The sequence below is a fragment of the Alteromonas salexigens genome, from assembly GCF_025628895.1.
Lineage (GTDB): Bacteria > Pseudomonadota > Gammaproteobacteria > Enterobacterales > Alteromonadaceae > Alteromonas > Alteromonas salexigens.
In genome coordinates this window covers 298,671-321,537 of the sequence record NZ_JAOTJC010000006.1, presented here as the reverse complement: position 1 = coordinate 321,537, position 22,867 = coordinate 298,671, and the positions used below count along the sequence as shown (strand labels likewise).

Here is a 22,867-nt window from a genome sequence, read left to right as displayed (position 1 = left end):
TCCGTGGCAAATGATACCCGATTTTATCGATACCTGGCGCTTTGCAGCCATGTTGCCCTGCTGATTTGGGTTTGCCTGTGGCATTTCCTACTGTCACCAGACACAGGCTACTCAGCATTGTTCGTGTTTCTCATGTATGTGGTTCCGCTACTATTGCCGCTTAAAGGAGTTATCCAGGGCAAGCCCTACACCCATGCCTGGGCAAATTTTGTAGTGTTATATTATTTACTGCATGGGTGCACCATTGCTTACGCAGTGCCTGCCGAGCGTGTATATGCGGCCATCGAAATTCTGTTGTGCTGCGGTATGTTTGCCGGTTGCAGTGTGTTTGCCCGTAAGCGGGGTCAGGAACTGGGACATGGCCTGAAAAAGCTTAAAGTGGTGATGGAAGAAGAACGTCAGCGATTTGAAGGTAACAAGCGATGAAATACGGGTGGGTGGTGGTTGCAGGTTTTATTCTCGCCGGGTGTGGCGGGTCCTCTGATAATGGCGTCGAGCCACCGGTCACCGGCCCCCCTCCACCGCCACCAAACACTGAGCTAGTTCTGTATGGCGAAACCACTGTGCAAACAGGTGATTCCGCTGACTTCGCTATTACTACTAACAACAGCACAACAATTAGCGAAATCCAATGGCAAAACCCCACCGGTGATATTGAACCGCTGGCGGCACATACTCAGGCAATTGGCTTTGATGCCCCTGCTGTCGGCGATTATCCTTTCACCGTTACCGCGACACTAACAAACGGTGAGCAGAAAACGTACGACTTTGTGCTTAACGTGATTGATACCCAGCAACCCTTAGTGATTGCCCGTTTAGGCCACGAAGCGAGCGAAGGTAACCGCGTCTCATTGCGGGTAGACACCGACCCTACCCGTGAGGTGAGCGATATTAACTGGCGGCAATTAAGCGGGCCTGCCGCGGTGAATATAAGGTATAACGCCGGCGATGGCCCATCGAAGGATATTTATTTCCAGGCTCCGGCCGTAACTGCCGACGCAGTGATGGTATTTGAAGCGAGCGTCGAATTTGCTGACGGCACCACCGCGAGCGATGAAGTCCAGGTACTGGTTAAGAATATCGACATTGATGCCGACAGTTACTTTGTGGACGAGGTTGGTAATACCCTGCAGACAGTCACCGGCCATATGCAGCCCTATCGCCCCCAAAGCCCCTATGCAGAGGCGCTTGCAGAATGTGTATACGGCAATCGTGTCGCGGATACATGTCAGTTTGGTACTTTGCCGCTGATTGGTCAGGAGACCGAAAATCCCACGAACGACGACATTCTCAATCGCACCTACGTTTCTCATCCGTGGATGGGTGATGCTTTTAGTGCATTTCTGGAGTCCAGTGCAGCCAGTGACGACATCCGCAACCTGTTACGGGCCACCACCGCCGTAGTAATTTCTTATGAAGTACGCCCGTCGTTTTACTGGGTAGCCACCGGCGCAATTTATCTGGACGCCAGGAATTTCTGGCGAACCCCGGCCGAGCGGGACACCCTCAACACCATTCCGGATTACCGCAGCGGTTTTGGCAATGATCTTGATTATGTGACCAGCTGGCGGTACGTACAGGATGGTAGTTATTATTACCCGCAGCCCGGCCTTGCACGGTCATTGCGCAATTCCCGCAGCCTGGCCGGTGTGGAAGCGGCGCTTACCTGGCTGTTGTATCACGAGCTGGCCCATGCGAATGATTTTTTCAATTATCAGACCTGGTCACAGCTTGCAGACAATGACGATCCGCTCAGTTATTACAATCGCAACAATACCCTATCCGATGGCCTGGTAACGGCATTGCCACTCACCTCTCAGGAGCTTCACGAGCTGGCTGACGTAGCCTATGGCGGAGCTACGGCCAGTGCGGAACAGCGCAATTATTCGGCAGAGCAAGTGGCGAACTGGTTTGAACCGGATGGTGCGGTATCGTTCTATGCGTATTTCACCCGGCGGGAAGATTTTGCGACGCTGTTAGAGCGCTTCATGATGTTATACCGTCTCGGGGTCTCATCAGATGTAGGGGTGTTTACCCGGGAAACCTTCGCAGAGCAAGAATACCTGCTTACCTGGGGTCAGCGGAATCGGGTGAACGCTCAGCAACTTCAGCCCAGGGTAGATTACGTGATCAGTCGGGTGCTGCCAGAAATTAATGTGCCTGCAGCCCAGGCCCAGTTGCCTTCACCAGTGGCTTTACCTGCCGGCGCCAGTTGGCAATCCACTGTGTCGCTGGAAAGTGAAAGTACTGATAAACCGGGAGTTACCACCACCAGTGACCAGAATATTCCTGCGTTGTTTGCCGAAGAGCATGCGCAGATGCCGGCCTTACCTAAAGCCACACGATAAGGTGGTTACAGTCCAAGCTCTCGTTTCACCATAGCGACCGAGAGCTTTTTTTGCTCCTGGAGTGAGCGGGTATCAAGGCGATCTAACAGGCTAATGAGACTCGGCATATCCCGGTCACTGTGATGAAGTAAAAATTGCAGTGCCTGTTCGGAAAGCTTCAAGCCCCGCTCCCGGGCGCGGTTTCGCACTACCTGCTGGCGTTGCTCATCATCAATAGCATGGAGCTGGTAGGTCACCCCCCAGCTAAGCCTTGAGCGTAAGTCTGGCAAGCTGAACGCGGGATTGCTCGGACCAAGCTGACTGGTACATACCAGTACGGAACGCTGAGTCTCGGCTACCCGGTTGAGCAAGTCAAATAACGCCAGTTCCCAGCGACGTTGCCCGGCCAGGGCGTGAATATTGTCCAGACAAATGAGCGGTAAGGCGTGTAATTCCTCAAATGCATTGTCTGGCCAATGGGCTAAATCATTCAGATTAAGATAAACGTGTGGCACATTCCGCGCCGCCATGTCGTGGCAAAGACTGTATAATAAATGACTTTTCCCCCGCCCCTTACTGCCAACCAGCGTAACCATAGGTAGTTGCTGTGTAGCCAGCGTCTGCATGCCATCGGTTTGCCGCCAGTCAGGCAACGCCTTCGCCAGCTGGCGCAGTAGCGTCACACTCTCTGCATTACTGCCGGCCTCAAAGCTGTCAAAGGTTTCATCTACCGGTAAAGAAACCGGTAGCGGCAATTGCATGGCTACTGGTTCCAATAGAAATTGTATCCTTGCACTGGCTGACCGAATGCATCTTTTACCGGACTTAACCGGTTTTCAAGCGCCATCGTGTTAAGAAAGTCCTGCGGTGACCCCAGCAAAGACAATGTAAACGTGCCCACCGAGCGGGACTGGCGGGTCAGCGTTACCTGATCTACCACGCTCAGGCTTTTAAGGTAACGCTGGGCATTGACGAAATGCGCCAGACTATCTAAGTTGGCCACCGAAATTTGTAATTGTTGCGGTTCGCCCTGTTGCACACCGGGCTTAATCGAAAAAATATCTGCAAGATAACTGGCATAACCTTCCATTAGTAGTGCCGTTAAGTCCGCAGGATCATCGCCGTACAGCGAACCGGTTTTTACATCGCCGTTGCGAATAAACACCCAGTCAAGGGCGTACGCCCCCTCGCCCTGGCGAGCCATCATGGATTCAAATTCCCGACTGGAAAAAGGCATGACGTCGCTGGCCGCCGCAGGTGACTGGGCACGATACGCTGAGGATGCGCCGTCGCCTTCCAGCTCATTTTCCAGATCCTGTACCGGGCGGTCCCAGTCCTTGTTCAGTGCATCGTTCAGCAGCTTGTCCTGATCCGGCGCCGGTAATGTTGGTACCTCACTTCCGTTATTTTTATACAGCCTGGCTGCTACTACGTAATCGACGCCATAACGGGAAGATGCGGAAACCAGGGTCTTGGCAAACCGCCCCCAGATATCGTAAACAGAAATAGCCTGATTATCGGTAAGATCCATTAATGGCAGGCTTACCCGAATTCCCCGCGCCTGTGCGGTATTCCGGATTGCGTCGCTGACTGGGCTCTTCGCCGCTTCTTCAACGATATGACGCTGGCCTCGTTCGTCTTCTACAGCCAACCAGATAATAGATTCCGGACGACGATTGCCCCAGACCGGCAGGTTTTCCCGGCGCAGTATTTGGGTAAGCCCTTGCGGGTCAAATTCGGCCACGTAATACAGGGCATCGCGACGCTCGTTAAAGCGATAAGATCGCAAATACTGATTGGGGTTGCGTAAGGCGGCTCGTACGCCTGCGATATCTTCCACCTGAGTCGTTCCGGACATTTTCACCAAGACCTGTAACAAGGCATCTTTCGCCGCGCGCTTTTGTGTGTCCTGACTTTGGTCCTGAACCTCAATATGTCCCACGTGGGTGTCTATTTGCACTGTGGCATTAGCGACAGAGCTGCCTAGCAATACAAACGAAAAAATTACCAACCATATGGTTTGAATAACCGATACCAATGATGCCGAATTCAAAATACTTCCATGCCCCCTGGGTCGCGTGCCTGTCAGCAGACAGATTCTCACAATAATCGCACGCAGCAATTGCTGCGCACTATGACAATTATTATTGCAATTCAAGTGCCCGTATTGTGGGCTATTTACAATAAATTTTCACCTGTTTCTATGGCAATATTTCAGCACTGTTTTTCTGTACCCGCAGCTGGCTGACTGCTACCCGATTTTCAATCAAAATGCCGCAACCTTTACCGCACGAAAATTGGACTTAGCGTGACTAACTGGTAGAATCCGCGTTTTTCCACCCACAGCATCAGAGCGTAACCGTGAGCGATAAAAAAACCTCGTTAAGTTATAAAGATGCCGGCGTCGATATTGACGCAGGTAACCAGCTGGTTGACAGAATTAAGCACGTCACTAAAAAGACCCATCGTCCGGAAGTTAAAGGAAATATAGGTGGCTTTGGCGCGTTGTGCGAAATCCCGTCAAAATATAAACGGCCATTACTGGTTTCCGGTACCGACGGGGTGGGCACCAAACTTCGCGTAGCCATGGACGCTAATGAGCACCACGGAGTAGGCATTGATTTGGTGGCTATGTGCGTAAACGATTTGATTGTTCAGGGCGCAGAGCCGCTTTTCTTTTTGGATTACTACGCGACCGGCAAGCTTGATATCGATGTCGCAGCAGACGTTGTCGCCGGAATCGGGGAAGGCTGTGAACTGGCTGGATGTGCCCTGATTGGCGGCGAGACCGCTGAAATGCCGGGTATGTATCAACAGGGCGACTACGATATCGCCGGTTTCTGTGTGGGTGTGGTGGAAGCAGAAAACGTCATTGATGGCACGCAGGTTAAACCTGGTCAGCAACTGATTGCCCTGGGCTCGTCAGGACCACATTCAAATGGCTATTCGCTGGTGAGAAAAATCATTGAAGTCAGCGGCGCTGACGTTAATGCGTCGCTGGAAGGTAAACCCCTGCTTGAACATCTGCTGGCGCCTACCCGCATCTATGTTAAATCTGTGCTGGCTTTGCTTGAAAAAGTTCAGGTTAGTGCTATTTCACACATCACCGGCGGTGGCTTCTGGGAAAATATTCCCCGGGTACTCCCTGACGATGCGAAAGTAATTATCAATAAAAACAGCTGGGAATGGCCAGCCATATTCAGCTGGTTACAGCACCAGGGCAACGTCACCGAGCATGAAATGTACCGTACGTTCAACTGTGGCGTAGGTATGGTGTTAGTGGTTGATGAGGCTAATACCGAACAAGCACTGGCAGAGTTGCGGGCTCAGGGTGAAGATGCCTGGGTAATTGGCGAAATTGCCGCTAAAGACGGTGACCAGCAAGTTGAGATGCGCTAAGTGATGTCTGCCACACCCACTTTATGTGTTCTGATCTCCGGTAACGGCTCTAATCTGCAAGCCATCATTGATCGTATTAACGATGGCACGTTGCATGCCCGGATCGGCTGTGTCATTTCCAATCGTCCGGATGCGTATGGCCTGGAGCGAGCTAAAGAAGCAGGAATTGAGGCCCATTGTCTGGACCATCACGATTATGCGGATCGTGAAAGTTACGATGAAGCACTGGCCAGGCTGATAAGCCAGTATGACCCTCAATGTGTGGTGCTGGCTGGCTTTATGCGTATTCTCACCGCTGACTTTGTGAATAGTCTGCGCGGTAAATTAGTGAACATTCATCCGTCTTTGTTGCCGAAGTACAAAGGTTTGAACACGCATCAGCGCGCTATCGACAACGGCGATAAAGAACACGGCGTCAGCGTTCATTTCGTGACGCCCGAACTTGACGGCGGCCCGGTCATTATTCAAAGTAAAGTGCCGGTCTTCGAAGGTGATACTGCAGAAGAACTGGCATCGCGTGTTCAGGAACAAGAACGGCAACTCTATCCGTATGTCCTTAACTGGATATGTTCAGGTAGATTAGCAATGAAGGAAAATAAGGCAGTTTTAGACGATGAAGAACTTCCGGTATCCGGTTTCGCGAGTGATTAAATCTGGCCTGTTAGGGCTGTTATTTTGTGCCAGCAGTGTTACCAACTCGATGGCGCAAGACACGCCGGCCATGGCCCTCACCCCTTTTCATGCACAATATACTGCGTATAAGTGGGATGACGATGTCGGCAACGTTGAAATGAAACTTGAGCGCTTATCTCCCGCCCAGTATTCATTGACGTACTCGTCGAAGGTCTCTAAGTTTTTTCTCTCCGACAAACGGTACGAACACTCTATATTCAGTGTCGAAAACGGCGACCTGGTACCCAGCCAGTATTATTACTCCCGCAGCGGCACCGGCCCGGATGACAAGCTCAACGTCACCTTTGGTAAAGACGATCCTGATACGCTGCTGGTCGAATCTGATGACGGTAAAGAAACCCTTCCCTGGAATGGCGAAATCGATAATCAGATATACCGGATAGATTTACCGAGAAAGCTGGCGGTTGGCGATACCGAAACTGAATATCACTTTGTAAATTACCGTGGACAGAAGCGTACCTACGGCATTGAAGTCATGGGTAAGGAAGAATTAAAACTTCCTTACGGGCGCCTGGACACCATTAAGGTAAAACTCATCCGTGACTCCAACCGGCGGGAAACCTTCGCCTGGTTCGCTCCCGAACTGGACTACAACCTGGTAAGGCTACAGCAGTTCAAAGAAGGTGACGAACAGGGCGATATACGCCTGCGCTCTTACGTCACCTTAAACAACGAATAAGCTAATCTGCCGCCTCGTGTTGTTCGGGGCGGATTGCTGTTCAGCATCTCATTCACAACCGCCCCTCCCTATCGACGCGCTCTCCTTAGTTAAGCGTACGACACCCTGCTGACTTGCATACAAAAATTAACACTAATTTCACACTGGATCCCTGCTGCGATCTTGCATTTTTGCGTCGTCGGGTATACGTTAAGAGTAATCTGGTCAGACCTCAAAATCGGTGCGTTTTCCTCATGTAGGCGGCGCCCTGACGTTGATACTGACCGCTAACCTTGCCGATTTCAGGAGTGACACATGGCAGAGTTTATCTGGTTTTTACTGGTACTGATTACCCTGGCTGTCGCCAGTTACAAACGGACCAGCTTGCTAAATACCGTCGCCGCCACGGGTGCAGTGATGGTGCTAGGCACCTTGTTCGGGGATATCGGTTTCTTCGGCTGGCTGGCCTTTCTTGTAGTGGCCGTTCCTCTGTCAGTAACCAATATTCGTCAAACCTACCTCAGCAGTAAATTACTGGCTTTTTACCGCAAGGTGATGCCGGAAATGTCAACTACTGAACAGGAGGCTATTGATGCCGGCACCGTGTGGTGGGACGGTGATATTTTCAGTGGCAAACCAGACTGGCGCAAATTACACAGTGTGTCCCGTGGCCGGCTGACTGCGGAAGAGCAGGCGTTTCTCGATGGTCCGGTGGATCGGGTATGTCATATGGTAGATGAATGGCAAATTAACCATCAGGATGCCGATTTGTCGCCAGAGATTTGGGCATACCTTAAAGAACATCGCTTCTTTGCCATGATCATCAAAAAGAAATACGGTGGACTGGAGTTCTCAGCGTACGCGCAATCCAGAGTACTGCAAAAGCTGGCTGGAACCAGTGCCGTGTTGTCCAGCACCGTCGGGGTACCTAACTCGCTGGGGCCTGGTGAATTGCTACAGCACTATGGGACACCAGAGCAACAGGAACACTATCTGCCTCGTCTTGCGAGTGGTGAAGAAGTGCCGTGTTTTGCGCTGACCGGACCGGAGGCAGGTTCGGATGCCGGCGCAATTCCGGACGTTGGCGTGGTATGTAAGGGTGAATGGGAAGGCGAAGAAATTCTAGGTATGCGCCTTACCTTCGACAAGCGTTACATCACGCTTGCGCCAGTGGCGACTGTCATCGGGCTGGCATTTAAACTTCAGGATCCGGACGGTTTGTTGGGTGATGAGTCTGATCTGGGTATTACCTGCGCGCTCATCCCCCGCGATACCAAGGGTCTGGACATTGGTCGTCGTCACTTGCCACTCAATACGCCGTTCCAAAATGGCCCTATTCGCGGCCAGGACATTTTTGTGCCACTGGATTACATTATTGGTGGCAAAGATATGGCCGGTAAAGGGTGGCGCATGCTTATGGAATGTCTGTCAGTCGGACGTTGTATCACCCTGCCCTCTACTGCCGCCGGCGGTGCCAAAACCTGTGCAATGGCAACCGGGGCCTATGCCCGCATCCGTCGTCAGTTCCGTATGCCAGTGGGACATATGGAAGGAGTTGAAGAGATGCTGGCTCGCATTGGCGGTAATGCCTACCAGATGGACAGCGTGACCCGTTTATCCACTGTGGCCGTTGACCTAGGTGAGAAACCGTCGGTAATTTCCGCAATTTGTAAATATCACCTGACCGAAAAAATGCGCCAGGTAGTGAATGACGCCATGGACGTGCATGGCGGTAAAGGCATCATGTTGGGGCCGAATAATTACCTGGGCCGTGGCTATCAGGGCGCGCCCATTTCCATTACGGTTGAGGGGGCCAATATTCTGACCCGCAATATGATGATTTTTGGTCAGGGTGCCATGCGTTGCCACCCCTATGTACTGGAAGAAATCAAAGCCGCATCTATTGAAGATCGTCATGAAAGGCTGAAAGCATTCGACAAAGCCGTCTTCGGTCACATTGGTTTTGCCATTGCCAATACCGTGCGCAGTCTATGGTTCAGCTGGACGAATGGCGCCCTGCATTCTGCGCCCTTCAGCGACGAAACCGCCCGGTATTACAAACTGCTGCAAGGCTACAGTGCAAACCTGGCCTTCATGACCGACGTGGCGATGGGTGTTCTTGGTGGTGATCTTAAGCGCCGTGAGCGTTTATCTGCGCGCTTAGGCGATATACTGAGTGGCATTTACTTGGGCAGTGCCACGCTTAAGCGGTATGACGAGGACGGGCGGCTAAAAGAAGATTTGCCGTTATTACACTGGGCCATGCTCAATACCCTGCATGACATTGAAACTGCCATTGATGACTTCCTGAGTAATTTCCCGAACCGCTCTGTGGGGGTATTCATGCGGGCGGTAGCCATGCCATTTGGTCGTCGTGTGGATAAGCCGTCGGACAGAATCGAGCACAAGGTTGCTGGGATATTACAAACTCCCTCTACGGCCAGAAGCCGTTTAGGTGAAGGTCAGTATCTCACTCGCGAGGAAGGCAGCTTATTCGGTGATTTAGAACAAACACTGGAAAATGTCATTGCCAGTGAACCTGTGTTTAACCGGATATGCAGACAGAAAGGCAGTAAACTTCCTTTCACCCGTCTGGATGCACTTGCCGATGAAGCGCTGCGAGATGGCGTGATCAATGAAGAGGAAGCAGCACTGCTACGGGAAACAGAGGCCGGACGCCTGCGTACGATTAACGTAGATGACTTCGACCACGCGGAACTGATTGCCAATACGTCAGCAAAGAAAAACACCGCTAAATCTTCAGACGAAGCGGCCTGAGGGTCTCTCTTTGATATCAACACCAGAAAGCTGCCCACGGGCAGCTTTTTTTTGTAACGTTGAATTGAGGGCTTAGACAAACCGCATCCATGTACTGAACCTGTCCTGCGATAGGGTCAGTCTTTGTTATTCGCCCCGTTACATTTACTTGCTAACGATAAATAAGACTTCGCAAAGTCTCTGCCCATTTCAACATAGCCTTCGCTCAGATAATGCCAGGCATCATCCTGACCATATGGGTAGCGTTCTGTTTCGCTCATATAACTGGCACAAATATCCTGTTCGACGAACTGTTGTTGCGCCAGATGAACCCGCTTGATGTAAGGCATAATGTCATCTTCACCCAATTCTGAGTCGGTGATCCTGCCAATAACAACCGGCATATCGTCGTCTCTGAAGGCCGCCCTGACTAACCCCATCAAACGGGTTAAATTAGTAAAATACGCGTTCGCTGAGACCTCACTTGAATGTGCATCGGCTTCACCCTGCATCCAGATAATCCCGGCTGGAATTAACCTGTCGGCTTCGCCGTCCCCGTCTATATCTGAGATTGAATAGGCGTTGTTAATCGTATTGAGAGCGAAGTCATACTGGTTCTGTCCCTCGCCTTTGCGAAAGTCAGGCGACCAGTTGCTGTAACCGGTGTCCAGGTGCAATCCTGTGCCTCCAACGGCATATTTAATTAACGCAATTTTTTGTTGTGGAAACTGTTCGGCAAGTGTCGCTGCGAAACTCAGCTCGGCGCCGAACCGGTCTGAGTAATTGTTGGTGTTACCGTCAGAATTAAACCCAGTACCGTGCCCAGGCTGTAGTTTTGACCATTTACCCAGCCCGCCGTGAGGTTGATTATCAAACACGCCATTTCCATGAAATATCATGACGTTTTGTTCGCTCGCTAACGTTTTTGGCAAATCAGACACATACCCGTAACCATCCATGTTGGACTGGCCGCCTAAGAAGAATGTCAGGTACTCGGCAGCAATACTGCTTTTGGTGAACGCAAGTAACAATAATCCGGTAAGTAACTTTGTATTCATATTATGCTCTCTTGGTTTCGCATATTGCTGCGGCTTAGTTTACGCAGCATTAGGCGACTGAAATATAACCAACATAATAGGTGCGATTTCTGTTAATGGTAAGTCCATGCGCACTGAATACGTTTGCAGCCTTTACTCTGCCTGTCCCGCTGTTTATCCGGTGGTTTTCACTCTCTTCAGGAAAAGCTTCCGATCGTGTAAAGTAGCTACCGTTGTCGCCTTTAGCGAAAATGGTGACGTTTCGTATGCATCTGATTAAATGGATTTACCCCTGAATGAAAAACTGCCTTTAGTCTCTCTGCTGTACTGGTTTATTTTTGCTGCTTATCCCACGGTCCGGGATAGCTGCACAGCCCGTCGATATCTCAATGTGTGGTTCAACTGAACAGGCGCAACAGCTGGCACTTGCCATAATGACCGATGAGCTCCAGCAGCGTAAAGAAATCCGCTGTAACGGATTGCTACAGGTGCTTGCAGAAGAAAAGGCCCGGCTGATGGCAGAGCGAGGAATGGTATTTCATAACTTAGACGGCAGCCCGAATTCGCGCTTACGTAACGCCGGATTTGAACTACCTGATTATTATGGGGCAGCCTTCAGCAACCAGGTAGAAGCCATTGCCGGCGGTTACGCGACGGTAGAAAAAGTGTGGCGGTCATTTAAAAAGTCTAAAGATCACGCCGACCATTTGCTGGGCCGGCTGCCCTTTTACCGGGAACAGGATGAAATGGGCGTCGCCTTTGTCAGCGATCGCACTGCGCCGCATGTTGAGTACTGGGTGGTGTATTTAACGAAAGGTAAGACAGAAAATCAGCACCGCTATTTTGACACCATTCCCAACAAGGGCACCGACATGTTATTTGAGGACATGCCAGGCGGCTAACGTCTATCTGACTAAGTAGCGCAGATTACTGGTCACTAGGATTTCCATACTGGTTAAGAAGTCTCTTTTTGGTGCTTTCGGGAAGAAAAGACTGTTTCAACGTATTGCGCTGAACGGTATCCAGTTGCGCCTGACTCAAGCCTATCACCTCAGACGCTACCCGGTATTCATCGGCCAGCGTAATGTCGGAGATCCCCGGGTCATCCGTGTTCAGTGTTACTGCGATACCATAATCCAGAAATGTTTTCAGCGGATGGTTTACCGTATCAGTCATACTGCCGGTCTGAAAATTGGAAGTCGGACAGGACTCAATGCCTATCTGATGTTCGGCCAGATACGTCATAAGTGCAGGATCATCAACAGCGGCTACGCCGTGACCGATACGTGAAGCCCCCAGCTCGTGGATAGCCTGCCAGACACTCTCAGGGCCTGCAGCTTCGCCAGCATGCACGGTAACCTGCCAGCCTGCATCACGGGCGCGGGTAAATAATTGTTTGAACAACGGTGCCGGATAACGGGCTTCGTCTCCTGCCAGATCAAGGCCCAGCAACGCATCCGCCTGAGTCAGCAAACTATTAAGTTCCGTTTCACACGCGGGCACACCGAAGGTGCGGCTTAAAATACCCAGCAGAGCGACTTCTACTCCATATTGCTTACGCCCGGCTTCTACGCCAGCACATACCGCCTCCACTACCGCGTCCAACGGCAAATTGAAGGCACGTGACATAAAATAAGGAGAGAAACGCAACTCGATGAAATCAAGTTGTTCGGACGCGGCATCAGCCACATTTTCCAAAGCAATCTGATAACAGGCTTCCGGGTCAGCTAATACTGACACCCCATATTCCAGCTTTGCGATAAAAGCCATTAAGTCTGAGGTGCGATCTTTGATCAGTACTTTATTAAAGAGGTCTTGCTCACTGGTGGCGTCCAGCGCGATGCCATGTTTACGGGCCAGCGCCCAGATAGTGGCGGGCCGGATATTGCCATCCAGATGCCGGTGAAGCTCTCCTGCCGGCAACGCTGGATTAAGCATGCTAACTAACCTGTAACCTGTCCATCAACAGCACCGCCTGGGTGCGGGTGTTAATTTCCAGTTTACGTAAAATAGCACTTATGTGCGCTTTAATGGTCGCTTCTGTTACGTTCATCTCGTGGGCGATTTGCTTATTCATCAAACCGGCACGTAAATAGGTAAGAACCTGAATTTGTTTAGGTGTGAGTTCACGAAAGCGCTGCAGCAGGAACTTCAGCTCTTCATCCACCTCATCCAGTTCTTCCTGCGTACCGTCTGGTAACCAGGTTTTTCCGGCGCGAATCGTCATAATGGCCTGCGCAATGTCTTTGGTAGGCGTTGATTTTGGAATAAAACCCTGCGCCCCCAGGCTCATAACCTGCGCAACTACCTCAATACTCTCCGCCGCAGAGATAACGGCCACAGGAATATCAGGATAAGTTTCTTTAATAGTAATCAGGCCGTTAAAATATTCACCGCCTGGCATGTTCAAGTCCAGTAGGATCAAATCGGCGCTGTTCACCGCCAGTGCCTGTAATGCCTCGTCCAGACTACCGGCTTCGTCAATCTGCGCATCGTCAAAAAATGGCAATAATGCGCCCGATAACGCTTCCCTGAATAGCGGGTGATCATCTGCAACCAATATTCGTGTCATAATGACTAACTACTTCCTTTTTCACTCATGTCATAAGGGTAATACTTTAGGCTAATAAGGGAAAGTCAAATCCTTACTATAAGGGGGATTTTTCACCGAAAATATCGCATTATTTGGCTTTCTGCGTAAAGCAGGTAAAATTGCCGCCCTAAGCAGCTTTAAGGGATGACCGTGGATAAACCTGATAACCTCTTTGCCTCACCGCTCAACACTGTTGACGATTTCCGCTTTGATGAAACCGTCGCGGAAGTATTTCCTGATATGATCCAGCGCTCGGTGCCTGGTTATCAGTCTATTATCAGCACCATTGGCGAGCTGGCAGCCAGAACGGTTCAGCCCGATACCCGCGTCTATGATCTTGGCTGCTCACTGGGGGCCGCCAGCCTCGCCGTGGCAAGAGCGACCGCGCAAACTCCCTGTGAGATTATTGGTATTGATAATTCCGATGCTATGGTCACCCGCTGCCAACGAATTATCGACAGTTTCAGTTTACCTAACCCTGTCTCGGTAAGCTCCCAGAGCGCCCAGCACACCGATATTGAAAATGCCTCGATGGTTATTATGAACTTTACACTACAGTTCATTCCGCCCGCCGACCGCGAAGCCTTGTTGCAACGTATCTTTGATGGCTTACTACCCGGCGGGATTCTGGTGTTGTCGGAAAAAATCCGCCATCCCTCCACCGCCGGCAATGAGTTATTGGTAGATTTACATCATCAGTTTAAGCGTAATAATGGCTACAGCGAACTGGAAGTCAGCCAGAAACGCGCCGCGCTTGAAAAAGTGATGCTGACTGACACTTTTGCTGAGCACGAGGCGCGGTTACGGGGCGTGGGATTCGATGATGTTGTGATGTGGTTCAAATGTTACAACTTCACCTCGTTAGTTGCCATTAAAGCGCCACAGGAGTAACTCATGAATAAGCTGGCTGAAACCTGGTTTAAAGACTGTTACCAGTCGCTGCTCACCAGTCCCCTTGCCCACTGGCTGGAAACCCTGCCTGCGCAAATCCGGGAATGGGATCAGCATGGCCGCCATGGTGAGTTTGATAAATGGTGCCGCCTGCTTGGCAAACTCCCTGACACTACGCCGTCTGAAATTGACCTGAAAACCAGTGTGACTATCGGCAATGGTGCCGATATCTCTGACTATACCCAGGCACAGATCCAGGGGCTTATGAAGCAGTTTATGCCCTGGCGTAAAGGCCCTTACTATTTGCATGGCATTCATATCGATACCGAGTGGCGTTCCGACTGGAAGTGGGACCGGGTAGTACCCCACATCAGTGATCTTACTGATCGCACCGTACTGGATGTAGGGTGCGGCAGTGGCTATCACATGTGGCGGATGCTGGGTGAAGGTGCGAGCCGGGTGATTGGCATTGACCCCACGCAGCTGTTTTTTATTCAGTTCCAGGCCATTGCCCATTTTATCCGCGCTCCGCATATTCACTTTCTGCCACTAGGCATCGAGCAGATGCAACCCCTCAACGCGTTCGACACCGTCTTTTCGATGGGCGTCCTGTATCACCGCAAAGATCCTATCGCGTTCCTGACCCAACTCAAGCAGCAACTGCGTAAAGGCGGTGAGCTCATCCTTGAGACCCTGGTGGTAGAGGGTGACGAGACCACGGTGTTGATGGCTGGCGAGCGCTACGCACAAATGCGCAATGTCTGGTTCTTGCCCAGTGTGCCGGCGTTAACGCTGTGGCTGGAACGTGTAGGATTTACCGACGTGCGTCTTGCTGACGTGAATGTGACCTCGCTGGAAGAACAGCGAGCCACTGACTGGATGACGTCCCAGTCTTTGAAAGATTTTCTGGATCCGGAAGATATTTCAAAGACCATCGAGGGCTTTCCGGCACCAAAACGGGCAGTTTTAGTGGCGACCCGTAAATAACTGTTCATCTGTTAGCCTGCATTAGGTTGGCACAATTGTTGTAACCTGCTTCACTACATAAGTGCATCACCAGCATATTGAGGTAGTGAAATGGATATAAACCGCTTTCTGGAACAGCATCAGTTACCCGAAAGCTACGCTGACACTGCACAACAATGGTTCGTTCCGGTTGCTGAGGCGATTTTTTCGCACCATAAACGTGCAGGCGCCCCCACGTTTGTTGGCATAAACGGCTGCCAGGGCTCAGGAAAGTCAACCCTGGCAGGCTTTCTTAGCAGCTGGCTTTCCCAACAACACGCTTGTCGTGTAGTCATACTGTCCCTGGACGACTTTTACCTGACTAAAAGCGACCGGCAGGCACTGGCGGTAAAAGTTCACCCGTTACTGGCCACCCGCGGTGTGCCGGGCACCCATAATGTTGATCTGGCGCTTTCCACACTGGCTAAATTACAGCAGCCCGGCGAAGTTCCGTTACCCCGCTTTAGCAAAGCTACCGACAACCCCGTCCCGGTTTCTGACTGGCCGGTAGCAGATGCGCCACCGGATATTGTTATCCTGGAAGGTTGGTGCCTCGGTGTGCCGCCTCAGAATGAACGTGCGCTGGACGCTCCCGTCAATGATCTTGAAGCTGAGCATGATCCGCTTGGCATATGGCGTCGTTATGTCAATACTCAGTTAGCTGGCTCGTACCAGACACTATTTAGTTACGTCAATTTCTGGTGCATGTTAAAGGCGCCGAGCTTCGATAACGTTTTTCGCTGGCGATGTGAACAGGAACATAAGCTGGCTAAAAGCGGCGTAGTAGATAGCAGCGGTATTATGACTGATGAACAAATTAAGCGCTTTATCCAGCACTACCAGCGACTCACTGAGCATGGCTTTGCCACCGTGCCTGAGCGCTGCCATTGGGCCTTCGATCTGGACGAACACCGCCAGATAACGCAGCAACACAAGGCGGAATCATGACAACAGCAAACACTGTGATATTTTCCGACATGGACGGCACATTGCTTGATCATCATACCTACAGTTTTGAAGCCGCCAGGCCCACCTTAAAAGCGCTGGCTGACGCGAGCATACCGGTCATCCCGACCACCAGCAAAACCTATGCAGAAATGCTGGTGTTACGAAAAACCATAGGGCTTGACGGTCCTTTTATTGTTGAAAACGGTGCGGCTGTTTATATCCCTCACGGTTTCTTTGAGCAAAAACCCGCTGGCACGATCTGGCAGGATGGGTTTTGGTGCAAATCATTTATTTCCTCCAAGAGCCACTGGCTACAACTTATTGAGCGCGCCGGTCAGCAGTTTGCCGGCCAGTTTGATCATTTCAGTAATATGTCTATTGCTGATATCCAGGCCGCTACCGGACTGGACGAGGCGGCAGCTGGCCGTGCTGCACAGCGGCAGTTTGGCGAACCCGTATTATGGAAAGGCAGTGAAAAAGACAAACAGGCGTTTATTTCGTCCATGCGCGAACGTGGGGCTTTTCCGCTGGAAGGCGGCCGGTTTATCCATATTTCCGGTGACGCCAACAAGGGCGCTGCCCTGCGCTGGTTTATGGAGGAGTATGCCCGTCAGGGCCATGAACAAACCATATCGATAGCATTGGGGGATGGGAAGAACGATATCGCTATGCTGGAGGCGGCCGATATTGCTGTTCGCATTGCTTCAGACAATCATCCTCCACCCCAAATCAATAAACATGACAGGGTGTACACCAGCACTTTAACCGGCCCGAAAGGCTGGGCCGAAATGCTCACTCAATTACTTACGCTTACTCATTAGGAGAATACATGGCCGACTTTTATCAAAACGGTGTCGTCACCACGCTGCATAACCTGGCAAGTCGCCCGACTGACGAACTGGAAGCCGAATTGCTGCGCTTTTCTCAAAAGCGCCCGATGGCCCTGATTCTGCCTTCGCTGTTTTCTGAGCTGGAAGGCGACGCGCTTCCCAAGATTGTTAATGAACTTACTCACGTCCCCTACCTGTCAGAAGTGGTGATTGGACTGGATCGCGCTAATGAAGAGCAATACCGCCACGCGTTAAAGTTTTTCGGCAAGCTCCCCCAACACCATCGCGTATTATGGAATGACGGTCCCCGCCTGAGAGCGATTGACGAAGAATTGATGGATAAAGGTCTGGCCCCCAAGGAAATGGGTAAGGGACGAAATGTCTGGTACTGCATGGGCTATGTACTTGCTTCCAACCGGGCCGAGTCGGTGGCGTTACACGACTGCGATATCGTCACATACAGCCGTGACCTGCTGGCCCGGCTGATTTATCCGGTGGCCAACCCCATGTTCAACTATGAATTCTGCAAAGGTTATTACGCCCGGGTGGCAGACGGCAAAATTAATGGCCGGGTATCACGGTTATTGGTCACCCCGTTGTTACGGGCGCTCAAGCGCATTATAGGCGACAACGAATACCTGGAATTTATGGACAGCTTCCGTTACCCGCTGGCCGGTGAGTTTTCGTTCCGGCGCGATGTGCTGAATGATATTCGTATCCCAAGCGACTGGGGTCTGGAAATTGGCGTGCTATCTGAAATGCACCGCAACTATAGTCATAATCGCTTATGTCAGGCAGACATTGCTGATATTTACGATCACAAACATCAGGATCTCTCGCTGAACAACGATCAGGGAGGCTTATCCAAGATGTCTATTGATATTACCAAAGCGGTGTTCCGAAAACTGGCTACTCAGGGCTTTACATTCAGCAATGAAATGTTCCGTTCGGTTAAAGCTACCTACTTCCGTATCGCACTGGATTTTATTGAAACCTACCACAACGATGCGGTGATGAATGGGTTAACACTGGACATTCACCGTGAAGAAAAAGCCGTGGAAATGTTTGCACAGAATATTATGAAAGCGGGACAAAGCTTCCTTGAAAATCCCATGGAAACGCCTTTCATACCCAGCTGGAATCGCGTGACCAGCGCTGTACCTGATATCCTTGACCGTATACTGGAAGCAGTTGAGGCCGACACAGCGGAATATCTGGGGTAATACATGACGACACACTGGAATCATCTGCACGAAAAAGTCAGCCATCAACTACAGGCTATCTACGCTGATGTACAGCTGGATACGCCGGTGGGCGAGCTGGCCACCGAACTCATCCATGCAATCGGGCTGAAACAGGAACAAGATGTTGTGGTTCCGCAGGCATACTGCAACTACTGGGACGAGAACGACATTGTCATGATCACCTATGGAGACAGTGTGATTAATGAGCATGAGCGGCCCCTGTTTACGCTTTTCCGGTTTTTGCATACCTATTGCAAAAATACCGTGAACAACGTGCACATTCTGCCGTTTTTTCCCTACAGCTCAGACGACGGATTTTCCGTTATAGACTACTCCACCGTGAACGAGTCACTGGGCGACTGGGCTGACATTGAGCGTATAGCCAACGAATACGGTTTGATGACAGACCTGGTAATTAACCACTGCTCATCACGTAGTGTCTGGTTCGATAACTTTATTAAGGGAGAAGGTCCGGGCAGTGATTATTTTTTCACTGCCGACCTGGAAGCCGACCTGTCGATGGTCACCCGCCCGCGGGTGTCGCCGTTACTGCGTGAAACAGAAACCCGGCAAGGTACCAAATATGTGTGGTGTACCTTTAGTCATGATCAGGTAGATTTCGATTTTCGTAATCCGAAAGTGTTGCTGGCGTTCATTGAGATTATCCGTTTATATCTGGATAAGGGCACCCGCATCTTCCGCCTCGATGCCGTGGCTTTTTTATGGAAGAAGCTGGGGACACCGAGCATTAATCTGCCCCAGACTCACGAAGTCATTCGTTTGATTCGCACGCTGGTGGAGCACGTCAACCCCAGCGTCATGTTGATCACAGAAACTAATATCCCTAACCGGGAGAACCTGACGTATTTCGGTAACGCCAACGAGGCCCATGCCATTTACAACTTTTCACTCCCGCCGTTGCTGGTCAATACCCTGGTCACAGGTAACTGCCGGTATCTGAAGAGCTGGATGATGAGTATGCCGCCCGCTCAAAACGGCACGGCGTATTTCAATTTTATTGCCTCACACGACGGGATCGGACTGCGCCCCGCAGAGGGCTTGCTGAGTGACGATGAAATTTCCGAGCTGGTCCATGCCATGCAGAACTTCGGGGGTAAAATCTCCTGGCGGGCATCTGAGCATGGCCAACAGAAACCCTATGAAATTAACATCACCCTGTTTGACGCCATGCAGGGCACCACATCGGGGCCTGATAAATGGCAAGTTGATCGCTTCATTTGTGCTCACGCAATTATGCTGGGGATGGAAGGCATACCGGGCATCTATATCCATAGCCTGCTAGGTACGTCTAACGATTATGAAAAGGTGGCCAATACCGGACAGAACCGGTCGATAAACCGCAAACGCTGGAATTACAATGAACTGGAGGCTCAGCTGGACTCCCCCCACTCCCAGCACCACAAAGTTCTGACACGGTTGTCTCAGCTTATCCGCATACGTAAAGTGCAGCCGGCGTTTCACCCCAATGCCACTCAGTTCACCTTACAAATGGGAGATGAGATATTTGGCTACTGGCGTCAGAGTCTCGACCGTAAACAAGGCGTATTCTGTATCAGTAATATCAGTAATGAAGAGCAGTCAGTGCTGTTGTCAGATATTAATCTGATTGGCACTGATAATTGGATAGACCTGATCTCCCGTGAAAAAATCAAAGATGTGTCCGGTTTTCTGCAGCTTCGCCCGTATCAGACGGTATGGATAAGTAACCAGGACTTTGAATACCCACACGGGCTCTAATACTGATTTCCGCCTGCATGTCAGGCGCTTAGCTGCCGGTTTTGTCATGTCAGTAGCATTGGCATTACCGGCACTTTCATAGATAATCCAGCCATTAGTTCGCAACGGGATGGCTTATGTCTGTGGCAACACCTGCCTGGCTTTCACTTGACGATGCGCGTGAACGTGCACTCGCTGCTACGCCGGTTCTTACCGGCACTGAAACCGTATTACTTGCGGAAGCTTTAAACCGCATTACTGCATGTGCAATACAAGCGCCGGTAAACGTGCCCCCATGGGATAATTCGGCCATGGATGGCTATGCACTTAGGGCAGAAGACGCCGACCTTAACACGTGCATTCCCGTAAGTATGACGGTATTTGCCGGAGACAGTCAGATCCAGGAGCTTGCCAGGGGCACCGCGGCACGCATTATGACCGGCGCGCCGTTACCTGCGGGTGCCGACACCGTCGTAATGCAGGAAAATGTTCAGCGTAATGGTGATGACATTGTCATAACCGAACCTCCCCGGCAGTTTGCGAATATTCGCCGCAAAGGAAACGATATCACCCACGGCGACACAGTCATTAGTGCGGGGACGAGGCTAAATGCTGCGCACCTGATGTTGCTGGCCTCACAGGGGCTCGATACAGTCACGGTTTACCGGCCTCTCAGAGTAGGCCTGATGGTCACTGGCGATGAATTACAAACCCCGGGGACGCCCCTGCAACCGGGCCATATCTATGAGTCGAACCGAACGGGGTTAAAAGCCTTACTGGCTCCCCTGGCGGTCTCTGTCACCGACTATGGCATCGTCCCAGACGATAAAGCCGCGCTGATAAACGTAATGCGCCGGGCGTGCGGGGAAGTGGATATGCTCATCAGCAGCGGCGGAGTGTCAGTGGGGGACGCCGATTATGTCAAAGAGGTGCTGGAATCGCTTGGTGATGTGAACTTCTGGAAGGTAGCAGTAAAACCCGGGAAGCCCTTTGCGTTTGGCATGATGGACAACACCTGTTTTTGTGGGGTGCCGGGTAACCCGGTGTCGGCGTATGTCACTACTCAATTGCTGGTGCGCCCTGTCATAGAACGCTATCAGGGACTGGCCGCCCCCACGCAGCCACTGGCACTGTCCGCTACGCTGACAACCGCCGTTCAGCGGCGGGCGGGCCGCACCGAGTTTCAGCGTGCAGTTATGCATCCCACGCAAGGCGGGTGGCAGGTAACGCCCCTGCCCCGCCAGAGCTCCGGGGTTATGTCCAGCGTCACCCAGGCTAACTGTTATCTGGTAGTCCCTGCTGAGGTATCAACGCTGGACGCCGGATCTCCTGCCACGGTATTACCCTTTGATACCCGGCTCACTCCTGAGGGCGTGCTATGAGCCGCTGGATATCGCCACGCTTTGCGCTGGAAAGCCGGCGACTGGTCACCCTTACCTGGCCGCTGCTGATCGCGCAGATTACACAAATGCTGATGGGGGTCAGTGACACCATCATGGCAGGTCGCTACGGGGCGCTGGATATGGCTGCCGTGGCGCTGGGTTTCAGCCTGACCATCCCGTTGCTGTGTTTTTTGCAGGGCATTGCGCTGGCGTTACCCCCCATTATCTCGCGTCTGCATGGTAGTCGGGATATCAGTCAGGTCGCCGATGCCGCACAACAGGCTGGTTATGTATTGTTTGTGGTCAGCCTGATCATGCTCATGATCTACCCATTTACCGAACAACTGGTGGCACTGTTTCCCATGGAGGACGGACTGTACCGTATCACGGTGGATTACGTGCAGTTTGTGGTGTTGGCAATGCCAGGCTTCGCATTGTACCAGTGGCTGCGTAACTACTGTGAAGGTCTGGGTAAAACCAAACCCACCATGATCATTACGGTGATTGGTCTGGGCTTTAATATTGTAGGCAACTACCTGTTTATTTATGGCGCAGGGCCCATACCGGCATTTGGCGGCGCCGGTTGCGGCATTGCCACTGCGATTGTGTTTTATGCCATGTTACTGGCCACCTATTTATATGCCCGCTTCGCCCCTGCCCTTGCCCGCTATGAATTATTTCTGCACTGGTACCGTCCGGCAGTCAAATCTATGTTGCGCACGTTCAGGCTGGGTTTTCCCATTGCCATGACACTGCTCTTCGAGGTAACGCTGTTCGCGGTAGTAGCCTTATTACTCGCGCCATTTGGTGCCACCACCGTGGCCGCCCACCAGGTAGCACTGAACTTTTCGGCGCTGATGTTTATGTTTCCGCTTAGCATGGGCATGGCCGTCGCTATTCGGATAGCCTACCGGGTGGGTCAGAATCAACACCGGCAGTCTCGGGTGGTGGTGAAAAGTGCTATTACCATGGGGTTAACGGTGGCGATTGCCACAGCGTCTTTTACCCTGCTGGCCAAAGGCTTTATTATCCGCCTGTATACCACCGATGATGCCGTTTACGCGCTGGCCAATTCGCTGTTGATTTATGCCGCCCTATTTCAGTTTTCCGATGCCATCCAGGTTATTTCTGCCAACGCGCTGCGCGGCTATAAAGACACCACGGCCATGTTTGTGATCACATTTATTGCATACTGGCTGATTGGTTTACCGTGTGGCGTGATACTGGGGCGGACCGACTGGTTAACCCATGAACCTATGGCGGCCGCCGGATTCTGGATCGGCTTTATTGTGGGCCTGAGCAGCGCCGCTGTCATGCTGGGTGCCCGGTTGTGGTATATTCAGCGTTATCACCACCCTGTCTGACC

20 protein-coding genes are annotated in these 22,867 nt (G+C 51.5%); 15 read left to right on the top strand and 5 right to left on the bottom strand.

Annotated elements, in window-relative coordinates:
- Positions 1 to 3 precede the first annotated feature (3 nt).
- Positions 4 to 426: a DUF2069 domain-containing protein gene (locus tag OCL06_RS05540; protein WP_262992747.1), complete on the top strand. Its 423-nt coding sequence runs from the start codon at positions 4 to 6 to the stop codon at positions 424 to 426.
- Positions 423 to 2,348, top strand: coding sequence for a hypothetical protein (locus tag OCL06_RS05535; RefSeq protein ID WP_262992746.1), 1,926 nt, complete (start codon positions 423 to 425; stop codon positions 2,346 to 2,348). The genes OCL06_RS05540 and OCL06_RS05535 overlap by 4 nt, the downstream gene beginning before the upstream one ends.
- A gap of 5 nt (positions 2,349 to 2,353) precedes the next feature.
- Here OCL06_RS05535 and hda read toward each other — a convergent pair whose 3' ends face one another.
- Complete coding sequence (gene hda / locus OCL06_RS05530; RefSeq protein ID WP_262992745.1) at positions 2,354 to 3,103, bottom strand: DnaA regulatory inactivator Hda; 750 nt, start codon at positions 3,101 to 3,103, stop codon at positions 2,354 to 2,356.
- On the bottom strand, positions 3,091 to 4,380 hold the full coding sequence (locus OCL06_RS05525; RefSeq protein ID WP_262992744.1) for a DUF2066 domain-containing protein: 1,290 nt from the start codon (positions 4,378 to 4,380) through the stop codon (positions 3,091 to 3,093). The genes hda and OCL06_RS05525 overlap by 13 nt, the downstream gene beginning before the upstream one ends.
- A gap of 308 nt (positions 4,381 to 4,688) precedes the next feature.
- Between OCL06_RS05525 and purM the strand changes: the two genes are divergently transcribed.
- The 4 genes from purM (at position 4,689) to fadE (ending at position 9,855) form a co-directional block, all read left to right on the top strand.
- A complete protein-coding gene (gene purM / locus OCL06_RS05520; RefSeq protein WP_262992743.1) occupies positions 4,689 to 5,726 on the top strand; it encodes a phosphoribosylformylglycinamidine cyclo-ligase in 1,038 nt (345 codons plus the stop codon).
- Positions 5,727 to 5,729: 3 nt separating this feature from the next.
- On the top strand, positions 5,730 to 6,377 hold the full coding sequence (purN, locus tag OCL06_RS05515; protein ID WP_262992742.1) for a phosphoribosylglycinamide formyltransferase: 648 nt from the start codon (positions 5,730 to 5,732) through the stop codon (positions 6,375 to 6,377).
- Positions 6,370 to 7,098, top strand: a complete 729-nt coding sequence (locus OCL06_RS05510) for a DUF3108 domain-containing protein (RefSeq protein WP_308445994.1) — start codon at positions 6,370 to 6,372, stop codon at positions 7,096 to 7,098. The genes purN and OCL06_RS05510 overlap by 8 nt, the downstream gene beginning before the upstream one ends.
- Positions 7,099 to 7,392: 294 nt before the next feature.
- A complete protein-coding gene (fadE, locus tag OCL06_RS05505) occupies positions 7,393 to 9,855 on the top strand; it encodes an acyl-CoA dehydrogenase FadE (protein ID WP_262992741.1) in 2,463 nt (820 codons plus the stop codon).
- A gap of 116 nt (positions 9,856 to 9,971) precedes the next feature.
- Here fadE and OCL06_RS05500 read toward each other — a convergent pair whose 3' ends face one another.
- Positions 9,972 to 10,892, bottom strand: coding sequence for a sialate O-acetylesterase (locus tag OCL06_RS05500; RefSeq protein WP_262992740.1), 921 nt, complete (start codon positions 10,890 to 10,892; stop codon positions 9,972 to 9,974).
- A 368-nt stretch (positions 10,893 to 11,260) separates the two neighbouring features.
- On the opposite strand from OCL06_RS05500, the gene OCL06_RS05495 reads away from it, so the two are divergent.
- The gene (locus OCL06_RS05495; protein WP_262992739.1) at positions 11,261 to 11,773 is read left to right on the top strand and encodes a CAP domain-containing protein; all 513 of its coding nucleotides are present in this window, start codon (positions 11,261 to 11,263) and stop codon (positions 11,771 to 11,773) included.
- 25 nt (positions 11,774 to 11,798) lie between these two features.
- Here OCL06_RS05495 and add read toward each other — a convergent pair whose 3' ends face one another.
- The gene (add, locus tag OCL06_RS05490; protein WP_262992738.1) at positions 11,799 to 12,809 is read right to left on the bottom strand and encodes an adenosine deaminase; all 1,011 of its coding nucleotides are present in this window, start codon (positions 12,807 to 12,809) and stop codon (positions 11,799 to 11,801) included.
- Position 12,810: 1 nt separating this feature from the next.
- Positions 12,811 to 13,443, bottom strand: coding sequence for a response regulator transcription factor (locus OCL06_RS05485; RefSeq protein WP_262992737.1), 633 nt, complete (start codon positions 13,441 to 13,443; stop codon positions 12,811 to 12,813).
- Positions 13,444 to 13,614: 171 nt separating this feature from the next.
- Here OCL06_RS05485 and cmoA point away from each other — a divergent pair, with 171 nt between their 5' ends.
- The 8 genes from cmoA to OCL06_RS05445 all read left to right on the top strand — a co-directional run bounded on the left by cmoA (position 13,615) and on the right by OCL06_RS05445 (position 22,865).
- Positions 13,615 to 14,355 carry a carboxy-S-adenosyl-L-methionine synthase CmoA gene (gene cmoA, locus OCL06_RS05480; protein ID WP_262992736.1) on the top strand — a complete coding sequence of 247 codons (741 nt, stop codon included), beginning with the start codon at positions 13,615 to 13,617 and terminating at the stop codon, positions 14,353 to 14,355.
- A 3-nt stretch (positions 14,356 to 14,358) separates the two neighbouring features.
- A complete protein-coding gene (gene cmoB, locus OCL06_RS05475) occupies positions 14,359 to 15,342 on the top strand; it encodes a tRNA 5-methoxyuridine(34)/uridine 5-oxyacetic acid(34) synthase CmoB (protein WP_262992735.1) in 984 nt (327 codons plus the stop codon).
- A 90-nt stretch (positions 15,343 to 15,432) separates the two neighbouring features.
- Positions 15,433 to 16,308: a kinase gene (locus OCL06_RS05470; RefSeq protein WP_262992734.1), complete on the top strand. Its 876-nt coding sequence runs from the start codon at positions 15,433 to 15,435 to the stop codon at positions 16,306 to 16,308.
- Positions 16,305 to 17,129 (top strand): HAD-IIB family hydrolase, encoded by an 825-nt coding sequence (locus OCL06_RS05465; protein ID WP_262992733.1) that lies wholly within the window; start codon positions 16,305 to 16,307, stop codon positions 17,127 to 17,129. Before OCL06_RS05470 ends, OCL06_RS05465 begins: the two co-directional genes overlap by 4 nt.
- Positions 17,130 to 17,137: 8 nt before the next feature.
- Positions 17,138 to 18,361 carry a glycosyltransferase family protein gene (locus OCL06_RS05460; protein ID WP_262992732.1) on the top strand — a complete coding sequence of 408 codons (1,224 nt, stop codon included), beginning with the start codon at positions 17,138 to 17,140 and terminating at the stop codon, positions 18,359 to 18,361.
- Between the two features lie 3 nt (positions 18,362 to 18,364).
- Positions 18,365 to 20,140: a sugar phosphorylase gene (locus OCL06_RS05455; protein WP_262992731.1), complete on the top strand. Its 1,776-nt coding sequence runs from the start codon at positions 18,365 to 18,367 to the stop codon at positions 20,138 to 20,140.
- 116 nt (positions 20,141 to 20,256) lie between these two features.
- On the top strand, positions 20,257 to 21,501 hold the full coding sequence (gene moeA, locus OCL06_RS05450; RefSeq protein WP_262992730.1) for a molybdopterin molybdotransferase MoeA: 1,245 nt from the start codon (positions 20,257 to 20,259) through the stop codon (positions 21,499 to 21,501).
- Positions 21,498 to 22,865, top strand: a complete 1,368-nt coding sequence (locus OCL06_RS05445; protein ID WP_262992729.1) for an MATE family efflux transporter — start codon at positions 21,498 to 21,500, stop codon at positions 22,863 to 22,865. Before moeA ends, OCL06_RS05445 begins: the two co-directional genes overlap by 4 nt.
- The last annotated feature ends 2 nt before the right edge of the window (positions 22,866 to 22,867 follow it).

Coding starts and splice junctions, on each gene's coding strand:
- OCL06_RS05535 (WP_262992746.1), top strand. CDS start 423: ATGAAATACGGGTGGGTGGTGGTTGCAGGTTTTATTCTCGCCGGGTGT.
- purN (WP_262992742.1), top strand. CDS start 5,730: ATGTCTGCCACACCCACTTTATGTGTTCTGATCTCCGGTAACGGCTCT.
- fadE (WP_262992741.1), top strand. CDS start 7,393: ATGGCAGAGTTTATCTGGTTTTTACTGGTACTGATTACCCTGGCTGTC.
- OCL06_RS05500 (WP_262992740.1), bottom strand. CDS start 10,892: ATGAATACAAAGTTACTTACCGGATTATTGTTACTTGCGTTCACCAAA.
- OCL06_RS05495 (WP_262992739.1), top strand. CDS start 11,261: ATGTGTGGTTCAACTGAACAGGCGCAACAGCTGGCACTTGCCATAATG.
- add (WP_262992738.1), bottom strand. CDS start 12,809: ATGCTTAATCCAGCGTTGCCGGCAGGAGAGCTTCACCGGCATCTGGAT.
- OCL06_RS05485 (WP_262992737.1), bottom strand. CDS start 13,443: ATGACACGAATATTGGTTGCAGATGATCACCCGCTATTCAGGGAAGCG.
- cmoB (WP_262992735.1), top strand. CDS start 14,359: ATGAATAAGCTGGCTGAAACCTGGTTTAAAGACTGTTACCAGTCGCTG.
- OCL06_RS05470 (WP_262992734.1), top strand. CDS start 15,433: ATGGATATAAACCGCTTTCTGGAACAGCATCAGTTACCCGAAAGCTAC.
- OCL06_RS05465 (WP_262992733.1), top strand. CDS start 16,305: ATGACAACAGCAAACACTGTGATATTTTCCGACATGGACGGCACATTG.
- OCL06_RS05460 (WP_262992732.1), top strand. CDS start 17,138: ATGGCCGACTTTTATCAAAACGGTGTCGTCACCACGCTGCATAACCTG.
- OCL06_RS05455 (WP_262992731.1), top strand. CDS start 18,365: ATGACGACACACTGGAATCATCTGCACGAAAAAGTCAGCCATCAACTA.
- moeA (WP_262992730.1), top strand. CDS start 20,257: ATGTCTGTGGCAACACCTGCCTGGCTTTCACTTGACGATGCGCGTGAA.
- OCL06_RS05445 (WP_262992729.1), top strand. CDS start 21,498: ATGAGCCGCTGGATATCGCCACGCTTTGCGCTGGAAAGCCGGCGACTG.